General features: G+C 56.5%; 10 protein-coding genes and 2 pseudogenes. 7 read left to right on the top strand and 5 right to left on the bottom strand.

Annotated features, from left to right (window positions below):
- Window positions 1-65 precede the first annotated feature (65 nt).
- The 4 genes from BY454_RS16085 to BY454_RS16100 form a co-directional block, all read right to left on the bottom strand.
- Window positions 66-698, bottom strand: a complete 633-nt coding sequence (locus tag BY454_RS16085) for a recombinase family protein (RefSeq protein ID WP_104425571.1) — start codon at window positions 696-698, stop codon at window positions 66-68.
- A gap of 120 nt (window positions 699-818) precedes the next feature.
- On the bottom strand, window positions 819-1,208 hold the full coding sequence (locus BY454_RS16090) for a hypothetical protein (RefSeq protein WP_011784116.1): 390 nt from the start codon (window positions 1,206-1,208) through the stop codon (window positions 819-821).
- Window positions 1,209-1,278: 70 nt separating this feature from the next.
- A complete protein-coding gene (locus BY454_RS16095; protein ID WP_011784117.1) occupies window positions 1,279-1,554 on the bottom strand; it encodes a hypothetical protein in 276 nt (91 codons plus the stop codon).
- A complete protein-coding gene (locus tag BY454_RS16100) occupies window positions 1,547-2,395 on the bottom strand; it encodes a hypothetical protein (protein ID WP_104416048.1) in 849 nt (282 codons plus the stop codon). The genes BY454_RS16095 and BY454_RS16100 overlap by 8 nt, the downstream gene beginning before the upstream one ends.
- Before the next feature lie 376 nt (window positions 2,396-2,771).
- On the opposite strand from BY454_RS16100, the gene BY454_RS17100 reads away from it, so the two are divergent.
- The gene (locus tag BY454_RS17100; protein ID WP_220150157.1) at window positions 2,772-2,942 is read left to right on the top strand and encodes a hypothetical protein; all 171 of its coding nucleotides are present in this window, start codon (window positions 2,772-2,774) and stop codon (window positions 2,940-2,942) included.
- Window positions 2,943-3,005: 63 nt separating this feature from the next.
- The gene (locus BY454_RS17105) at window positions 3,006-3,215 is read left to right on the top strand and encodes an IS66 family transposase (RefSeq protein ID WP_022988836.1); all 210 of its coding nucleotides are present in this window, start codon (window positions 3,006-3,008) and stop codon (window positions 3,213-3,215) included.
- Here the strand turns inward: BY454_RS17105 and BY454_RS16110 are convergent.
- A pseudogene (locus BY454_RS16110) lies at window positions 3,168-3,800 on the bottom strand (transposase); the annotation flags it as partial. The gene BY454_RS17105 and the pseudogene BY454_RS16110 sit on opposite strands and share 48 nt — an antisense overlap.
- 203 nt (window positions 3,801-4,003) lie before the next feature.
- On the opposite strand from BY454_RS16110, the pseudogene BY454_RS16115 reads away from it, so the two are divergent.
- The 5 genes and pseudogenes from BY454_RS16115 to BY454_RS16135 form a co-directional block, all read left to right on the top strand.
- Window positions 4,004-4,162, top strand: a pseudogene (locus BY454_RS16115) (MarR family transcriptional regulator); the annotation flags it as partial.
- 101 nt (window positions 4,163-4,263) lie between these two features.
- Entirely contained in the window at window positions 4,264-5,103 is an 840-nt protein-coding gene (locus BY454_RS16120; RefSeq protein ID WP_104416047.1) for a universal stress protein, read from the top strand.
- 186 nt (window positions 5,104-5,289) lie between these two features.
- Window positions 5,290-5,736 (top strand): MarR family transcriptional regulator, encoded by a 447-nt coding sequence (locus tag BY454_RS16125; RefSeq protein ID WP_104416046.1) that lies wholly within the window; start codon window positions 5,290-5,292, stop codon window positions 5,734-5,736.
- Window positions 5,737-5,967: 231 nt separating this feature from the next.
- Entirely contained in the window at window positions 5,968-7,005 is a 1,038-nt protein-coding gene (locus BY454_RS16130) for a lipid A deacylase LpxR family protein (protein ID WP_258075682.1), read from the top strand.
- Between the two features lie 56 nt (window positions 7,006-7,061).
- A complete protein-coding gene (locus BY454_RS16135; RefSeq protein WP_104416045.1) occupies window positions 7,062-8,315 on the top strand; it encodes an efflux RND transporter periplasmic adaptor subunit in 1,254 nt (417 codons plus the stop codon).
- Window positions 8,316-8,336: the final 21 nt, after the last annotated feature.

Below are 8,336 nucleotides of genomic sequence, written 5' to 3' on the forward strand. Positions count from 1 at the left end.
TGGCAGCTTTGCCGTGGAATCAGTGGCAGCTTTCGCGTGGAATGGGTGGCAGGCTTCGTCTGGAATCAGTGGCAACCTTGGTCTGGAATACGCACTTTGGCGACAGACGCAATCAAGTGCCGCGAGCAACTCAGCATCTCCTGGATCTCGCTGTAGCTGTGGCCACTGCGTAGCAGGCTGGCGATGTGCTGTCTGCGCTTCAGGTCTGGTTGCCGCCCCTGGTACTTGCCCTCCGTTTTTGCTTTATGAATGCCCTGGAACTGCCGGCGCCGACGGTCTTCGTAATCTTTGCGGGCCACGGCAGCCAGCATGTCGAGCATCATGGCGTTGACCGCTCGTAGAATGGAGTCGGTGAATCCGGTGTCGTCTTTCTTTTCCAGAGCGAGCCAACTGGTTGGTAATTCCGGGGAGACGATGGCTAACCGCTTGGCGGCCAGCTTTTGCTTGAGGGAGTCCCAGTCACTTTTTTTGAGGCGAGCCAGCCGGTCGATCTGTTCGACCAGCACAATGTCACCCTCACCGGAATCTGTGATCAGCTTCATCAGCTCGGGTCGGTGCAAAGTAGCGCCGGACACGTTCTCCACGTAGAAAGCGGCAATACGCTGACCGTGGTTGGCTGCGAACTGTACCAGTGACTCCCGGGCTCGCTCCGCATTCTGTTCCTGCGTGGATGCCCGAAGGTAGGCTCGAATAAACATCGTCGGTTCCTCAGTCTGTTATAAGTGGTTCTCTCTGGCCGGTCTGGTTTAGGTGGTTCTGGTGGCCGTTACCGGGTTCGAACCTCTGGTTCTCCTGATCTGTACCCATAAGGAACCACCTCAAGAGTCGAGAAACTCCCCGAACGGATCGTCCGCTCGATAAATCTGGTTGATTCTGTCGTCATCGAAGAAACCCTCTGTACCGCCATTGCTCCCATTGCCGGAAGTTGCCTTGTTGCCCGCGCCGGTTGCCTCCTCATCACTGCCTCGACTGAACGACGCCATCTTTTGTTCGAATTCAGGAAACGTCATTTCCCCATCGGGTCCCTTGGCGAAAACCGTCTTGTAGGCATCGACTACGGCCAGTGCGAAGCGAATGAACAGTGCGACCACCCAGAGCACGAACAATAAATACCATGCGTAAAGCGCTGCATCGGTACCCCTAAAGGCGAGCTCCACAACGCCGATCCCGGCGAGCCCCACTGTTACGATTTTTGCCACTCTTACCATGGCCTCAGTCCCCGATAGTTCTTTACTTCGAAGCTACCAGAACCTGAGAAAATGCAAGTTTTTCCCGGCGTCAGGCCGCTGCGGCTTGCCCGGCCAGCCACGGCGGTTTCACCTTGCTGTAGGCATCGTTCGTCATCGCCCTCAAGTCCTGCTCGAGCTCGACCCAGCAATGGGGAGCGGTGGTCATTCGGCTCAGTCGGTCCTCCGCGTATCCGATCCGGCATTGATGGAAAATGCCTCGCTCGCTCAGGGCATTGCTGATCACAAAAGTCATGTAGACGCTATCGACTCTCAGGTCCTCCAGCGGCAGCAGTGCCAACTCAAGTTCATCGTGCCAGTCACTCATGGTCGGGCTCCCTGAACATCAGCTGTTGGCCCTGTTCATACAACACCGGATAGGGGAGCGGCTCGCCGTCCTGGATCACGGTGTTCGGTGGAAAGTACATCACTATCCAGGGAGGCATGCCGGCGCTGACAGCGCCATAGAATTCATCTACAGGAAAGGTACGTTCATGGCCGGACTGCCGAAATACCAGTCGGGAATATTTCTCGGGATGGTTGGCAGCGATGTTGTAACTGGCTGCTTCACGGCCGATGACATAGCTTGGTGTCTTCCAGTGATTCGGTTGTTGGATGTTATAGGCGATGATGCAGTTGCTATCGGCACAGCCATATCGCTCGACTGTTACCGACCACAGCATGAGCGGGTGCCCGTCAATTTCTGGCGTCTTCACGTCTGTGAGTTTCGTTGCAGTAATTGCCATCGACTCGGCGGCCTGGGTGATGGCCTCATCTACGACTGCAACATAGTGGTCATAGGCGTCATCCTCGTTCGCCGCCAGTGATTCCGGCATCCAGCCCATCAGGCTGGGTCGCGCCGAAGGGTTGTCCGGCGTCATCATGATGTCAGTGGCGTTGAAGAACAGCGTCTGGGTGCCGGTAAGATGACGAAGCGGCGCATCTAAAGAGGTGGCCAATCTGGCCAGGTCGAGGGCGCTTACCAGCAAACCCTTTCGATACGAGCGCGTCCCGTCTGGTGAATCCCGCAGGTCCTGATCGTAGACGCCGCCGGCACGGGCCAGATTCAGTGCGCGGGATGATTCGTCGTCATAGTGTCGAGGCATGGCAGCGCAACCCGCGAGCGCGGCTGTAGTTACAGCAAAACAAATGGTCTTCAACTTGGTCATTTTGAACTCCTGCGTTTTCTAAAACATTCGCACGAAGTTTCAAATATGCAAGAGGAAAATCAAAATAATATTTAATAAAATCAATGTGTTGTGCTGTCAGTACAAACTTCGGTGTATCCGCAGTGGTGCATCGGGAGTGCCGCTCTTGCTAGACTTGCCAGTAGGTTTTTTTCGGTTGAGACAAGGTGTTGGTAAGTCGGAAAATGATCAGAAATTCCCAGTTTCCCACTTATCCCAGTTTATAAGCATGGGTAGTAACCGACTGGGCCAATAGAGAAAAAGTTTCTATTCATGCAAGAAACAGCGGGATGACGACTGCCTGAACGATACTGGTCTGCGCTTTAGTGCCGATGTGCCGGTGGAAGTCATTGAACACATGCCATCGGAGCAGATCGGGCCGGACGCCGACCAGTACGACATCCTCGGCACCAAAACCTCCTACCGGCTGGCCCAGCGGGCCTCCAGTTACGTGGTGCTGAAGGTGGAACGCCCGGTGTTCCGGCGCAAAGGGCACCGAGAAGCCTGCGACAACACCGGCTCTATTTAACGTGCTGCACAACAGCCTGGCCGATGTCAGCCTGCTGGTGGACAAGTTTCAGTCCCCCTGCCGTTGTATCGTCAGCACCAGCGCATCCAGCAATCCGGCATCACCATCAGCCGCAGTACCCTGACCAAGCTGGTCAAGCGAGCCATCGACCTGCTGCGCCCCATTGTGGATGCGCAGACCGACAACGTGCCGCGCAGCCGGTACTGGCCATCGACGAAACGCTCATCAAGGCCGGCCACCAGGGCCGGTCAGGCCCCCAAAAAGGCAAGATGAGATCCGGCTGGTTCTGGCGGCTGTCTGGCGATGCTGGCGAAGTGGTGTCATCCTGACCGACAGAACAAACAGCCCGAGGCCCCGTCGCTTGCGGTGGCCAGGATCCATCTTGCCGGCAGACTCGGCTTTGCAGTTGATGAGTCTGGCATAGGAAGCGAACTTCTGAACTGACTCAAAGCGCTGGATATCACCGATTTCGTAGAGAATGGTCAGCGCTAGGATGCGCCCTACACCGGGAATGGTCCTCAGCACACTCAGAGAAGTGGGATTATGTTGTTTGGCTTGCCGCTCCAGGTGTTCTTCAAGCTTGCTCAGCTCACGGTGATAGCACTCGATGATGGCCAGGTCGAGATTGATGTTGTGCTGGACATTCTGTCCGGCAAAGGCCGCCTGAACCTGTTCCCGGACTCCCACATTCTTAAGGTTTACCTTATTGGGTGGCGGATTGTATTGGCTGGTGGTGTTCACCACGTGGGTTTTGAGCATGGCCCCGTGCTGGACGATGCGGAAGCGTCGTCGCAGTAGGTCGCGGGTGGCCCGCATCTCGTTGGGATAGGTGTAGGCCAGCGGGAAGTTGCCGTCCTTTGATTTCCTTGTGTAGCAACACCTCCCCCTGCTGGTTGATGATACAGACGTACAGGCATGCAGCAGATCGATTCCACAATAATGATGGTAGGTGCTACGATAAAGTTTATTGAGTCTTCTCCTTTGTGGTGTTTGGTCGCCTTCCAGCTTAGCGGTCAACCGCTAGACTGGGGAGAGGGCTTAATAAGTATCAGGACAGTGACATGGACCCGCAAATCCCTCGGGATCAGTTTCCTTTCACCAGTGTCCGGTTAGCAAGGCGCTGGCGCAAGTTGCTGGATGAGCGCCTGAAAGACCTGGGGGCTACCCAGGCTCGCTGGTTCACCATGGTCTGCCTGCAGCGTGATGGTGGAGGGCTGACATAGCGGGAGATAGCCCACCTGATGGTCATCGAGAATCCGACATTGGTCCGCCTGCGTGTTTTTGAGTAGGTTATGGAAAGCGCGTGACCAGGAGGTGAAGCATGCTACCTAAGGATATCGTTGTCTTTCTTGAAGAGGCTCGGCCCTATGACCGGCGACTGGCGATCGCCGCTGACATCGCCGCGGGCTGGAATGCCTGTCTGATAGCGGTGTTTGTGGCAACGCCACTGAGAGCGATGCCTCATGCGTACGCTGTGGCCGGCCCCGCCATGCGCGCCTTGCTCGAACAGCATCGCGTGCGTGTTCGGGACGCAGAGACTCAGGTCAGGGAGCGGTTTGAGGCAATGGCTCGCGCAAGAGGTATTAGCGCAGAGTGGCGCTTGTCCGAGAGCGAGGTGGCGGAGGAATTAATGCTACACGCGCGCTATGCAGGGCTGGCGTTGGTCCCTCCCTTCGAAAGCTCCCCTGAACCTTCCATGACGGTCAGGATGGCCGAGCATGTTATCTTCGGGTCTGGACGCCCGACTATACTCATTCCTGACGAGTGGCCGGCCGGACGGATTGGACGACGTATCGTTGTTGGCTGGAACGCTAGCAGGGAGGCAACACGAGCTGTCGGCGATGCGTTACCCTTCCTGGCCCAGGCAGAAGCAGTGAAGGTGGTTTGTGTCTGCGATGAACCGGATGGCGAGCTGGAGTGTAGAGAAGATTTCGGCGCGGACCTGTGTCGCCACCTCGCGCGTTATGGCGTACAGGTAACACTGGAACAAGTCGACGGTGGTAAGGTCGGCCCGGTGCTACTCGAGCAGGCGCGGGCGTTCCATGCCGACATGCTGGTGATGGGCGCCTATGGCCATACGCGGCTCACCCGACTGGTGCTGGGTAGCGCTACTCGAACTGTACTCTGTCAAGCGTCAATCCCTGTGCTGGTGTCTCGTTGACTATAAACGAACGCGCTGGCGGGCTATTGACGGAGCCCTTCGGAGAAGTTCCTTAGTAGCTGGCCTGAGAACCTGCTTGAATTGCAGGTCGAATTGGCGCAAACCTGGTTAGTGCGTAACGCAGACTTGCCTCAATGATTAGCTTACGATTTACTGTTACTGAGTCAGCAATATCAGGACAGTGATATGGACCCGCAAATCCCTCGAGATCAGTTTCCCTTCGCCAATGCCCGAGTGGCAAGGCGCTGGCGCAAGTTACTGGATGAGCGCCTGAAAGACCTGGGGGTTACCCAAGCTCGTTGGTTCACCATGGTCTGCCTGCAGCGTGGTGGTGAAGGATTGACCCAGCGGGAGTTAGCCCATTTGATGACGATCGAGAATCCGACATTGGTCCGCCTGCTTGACAGCCTTGAGGAGCAGGGTCTGATTGAACGCCGGCGTAGTGAGCGTGATCGGCGCGCCAGGCTGCTGTATCTTACCCATGCCGGTGAGCGCTTTATGAGCGATCTGAATGAGCGGGCGAATGTGTTGCGAGAGGAGATGCTGAAAGGCATTGAAAATACCGACCTGGAAGTCGCCCTGCGTGTTTTTGAGCGGGTTATGGAAAATTCCGCCAACCTCAAAATTTCCTGAACCCGAGACATTTTTCAAGCGCGAGCGACAAGATTAGAGTTGGAGCGTTCCGCACATTCCACCGGTGCAGAACCATTCCATCACGGCTAGCCGTCAATCAGTAATTGTGTTACGTTTAGTTTATACTGAACAGATTGAACAATTTGTGCGGGCAGCCGTCTCATCATTTCTGGCCGGCCACCAAAAAGTCGCCGTAGTGGAAGGTATGTCAGCATTCTGGGGCAAGTTTTTATGCATCCTGAGCAACCCGCCTTGGCAGAGGGCTCTTCATTGAAATCTCGACGTTGCAGAAAGCGTTATCGGAATTGGTTCTCAGGTCTGTTGCTGGGTTCTCTTGTGACATCAGCTTCCGCTGAAGGCCTGCTGTCCCTGAAAGTGGAAAACGATGCGTTTTCCGCCGGCGGCGATGGTCAATATACCAACGGCGTAGAGGTGATCTGGGCCTTTGAGCCCGCCGATCAACACTGGACCCGTCGTCTTGCGGATATTATTCCGGGCTGGTCTGGCAGTAGTCTTGCCGGCGCAACATACCGGCTGGGGCAACAGATGTATACGCCGGAAGACATAGAGGTTGAAACCCTTATTGAAGATGACCGTCCCTATGCCGGCCTTTTGTTTGGCGGGATTTCGCTACTGAGCGAAAGGGAGCACGGTGGTTTGCGTTTGGCAGACAGCCTGCATATCGACGTGGGCATCGTAGGACCGGCTTCCGGAGCTGAAGTAGTCCAACGAAATTTCCACGAACTGATTGCGGCAGACAAACCGAGGGGCTGGGACAACCAGCTTGACAACGAGCCAGTCATTAATTTTGGTTACGAACGTGCCTGGCTAGTTCAACAGGATCTCGCTGAGCTGACTGTTGAATATGGGCCGTCTGCCGGGTTCGCGCTCGGCAACCTGTATACCTACGCTTCCGGCGGCCTGGGGTTTCGTTTGGGGGAGGGGCTTGATCGTAGTTTCGGCATTCCGTCAGTCGCCCCCTCGCAAGGCGGGCAATCCTCTTTTCGGCGGGATCGGGGCTTTAGCTGGTACGTCTTCGCTGCCGCTGAAGGGCGCTATGTGGCACACAACCTGCTGCTCGACGGCAACAGTTTCGAGGACAGCCACTCCGTTGATAGTCGCGAGTGGGTTGGCGATGCCCAGGTGGGTGCGGCATTGACCTGGGATCGCTGGCAGATCGCTTACACCTACCTGTGGCGCAGCGAAGAATTCGAGGAAAAGGACGGTGTCGATCAGTTTGGATCGATCGTTCTGTCTACCTGGTTATAAATGAAGGCATGGATCGAACGGTTTTTGAGTCTTTGGCCCATTCAGAGGTTAGTGATATGCAGACAGAGAAGAGTTTGATGGCGCGTCTCCTTGGTGCCCGCATGCTGCCAATGTGGTTGGCGGTTCTTTTGCTGGCTGGTTGTGACAATTCCTCCGGTCAGGCAAAGGCTGAACGGTCAGCGCCGCCGCCTCCGGAAGTCGGGGTTGTTGAAATGCAGCCTCAGCGTGTGAACCTTTCAATGGAACTGCCGGGCAGGACCGCCGCTTACCGTATCTCGGAAGTGAGGCCGCAAGTCACGGGCATTTTGCAGGAGCGCTTGTTTGAACAAGGCGCCCAGGTCGAAGCAGGTGAGGTTCTCTACCAGATTGATCCCAAGCGGTACCGTGCTGCCCATCAGCGGGCCCAGGCAGAACTGGAGCGCGCACAGGCCGAATTGCGACAGGCGCAGCGGGAGTGGGCACGTACGTCAGACTTGTTTGAGAAGAACGCGGTCAGCAAGCGTCAACGTGATGAAGCGCTATCGGCCTTGGAGGCAGCCCGGGCGGATGTCTCCCGATCCCAGGCGATGGTCGAAACGGCGGGTATCGATCTGGCGTATACCGAGGTCAAGGCTCCCATCGCCGGGCGCATTGGCCCGACACTGTACACGGAGGGTGCGCTGGTAACCGCCAATCAGCCCCAGGTCCTGGCGCGCGTGGTTCAGCTTGATCCCATGTTTGTCGATATTCAGCTACCGGTCGAAAAACTGGCTCGAATTCGGTCGTCTCTGAAGGAGGGCGCGGCTTCTAAGGCCGGCCCAAATGAAGCCGAGACTGTTTTGTTGCGCGAAGACGGTACCCCCTATCCGCATAAGGGACGCGTTGACGTTACGGATGTAACCGTCAACCAAAGCACCAGTTCTGTCACGGTGAGAGCCGTCTTCCCCAACCCGGACGATGACCTTCTGCCTGGAATGTACGTGCGCGTTCGTCTGAGTGAGGGAGTTCGGGAGAACGCCATTCTGGCGCCGCAGCAGGGCGTGAGCCGTAATCCGCAAGGAGAGGCCACGGCGTTGCTGGTCAACCCGGAGGGTGAAGTTGTCGCCCGCCAGTTAGAGGCAGAGCGGGCCATTGGCGCATTCTGGCTGGTGGAGAAGGGGTTGGAACCGGGAGATCGTCTCATCGTCTCCGGTCTGCAGAAGGTTCGGCCAGGAGCCAAGGTGAAGCCGGTTGCCGCAGATATTCCATTACATCCCACCCAAAACCAGCAAGCCAGTGGCACGAATAATCCGAAGAAGAACGCCTCCAAAGAGGAGGGCCCCGCGCAATGATTAATTTCTTTATTTCCAGGC

It is taken from the genome of Marinobacter persicus (assembly GCF_002934325.1).
In the GTDB taxonomy this organism is placed as follows: Bacteria; Pseudomonadota; Gammaproteobacteria; order Pseudomonadales; family Oleiphilaceae; genus Marinobacter; species Marinobacter persicus_A.

What these genes read in the sequence shown, in the direction of transcription:
- BY454_RS17100 (WP_220150157.1), top strand. Translation starts at nt 2,772, where the DNA reads ATGCCATCGGAGCAGATCGGGCCGGACGCCGACCAGTACGACATCCTC.
- BY454_RS16135 (WP_104416045.1), top strand. Translation starts at nt 7,062, where the DNA reads ATGCAGACAGAGAAGAGTTTGATGGCGCGTCTCCTTGGTGCCCGCATG.
- BY454_RS16095 (WP_011784117.1), bottom strand. Translation starts at nt 1,554, where the DNA reads ATGAGTGACTGGCACGATGAACTTGAGTTGGCACTGCTGCCGCTGGAG.
- BY454_RS16130 (WP_258075682.1), top strand. Translation starts at nt 5,968, where the DNA reads ATGCATCCTGAGCAACCCGCCTTGGCAGAGGGCTCTTCATTGAAATCT.
- BY454_RS16085 (WP_104425571.1), bottom strand. Translation starts at nt 698, where the DNA reads ATGTTTATTCGAGCCTACCTTCGGGCATCCACGCAGGAACAGAATGCG.
- BY454_RS16090 (WP_011784116.1), bottom strand. Translation starts at nt 1,208, where the DNA reads ATGGTAAGAGTGGCAAAAATCGTAACAGTGGGGCTCGCCGGGATCGGC.
- BY454_RS16120 (WP_104416047.1), top strand. Translation starts at nt 4,264, where the DNA reads ATGCTACCTAAGGATATCGTTGTCTTTCTTGAAGAGGCTCGGCCCTAT.
- BY454_RS16100 (WP_104416048.1), bottom strand. Translation starts at nt 2,395, where the DNA reads ATGACCAAGTTGAAGACCATTTGTTTTGCTGTAACTACAGCCGCGCTC.
- BY454_RS16125 (WP_104416046.1), top strand. Translation starts at nt 5,290, where the DNA reads ATGGACCCGCAAATCCCTCGAGATCAGTTTCCCTTCGCCAATGCCCGA.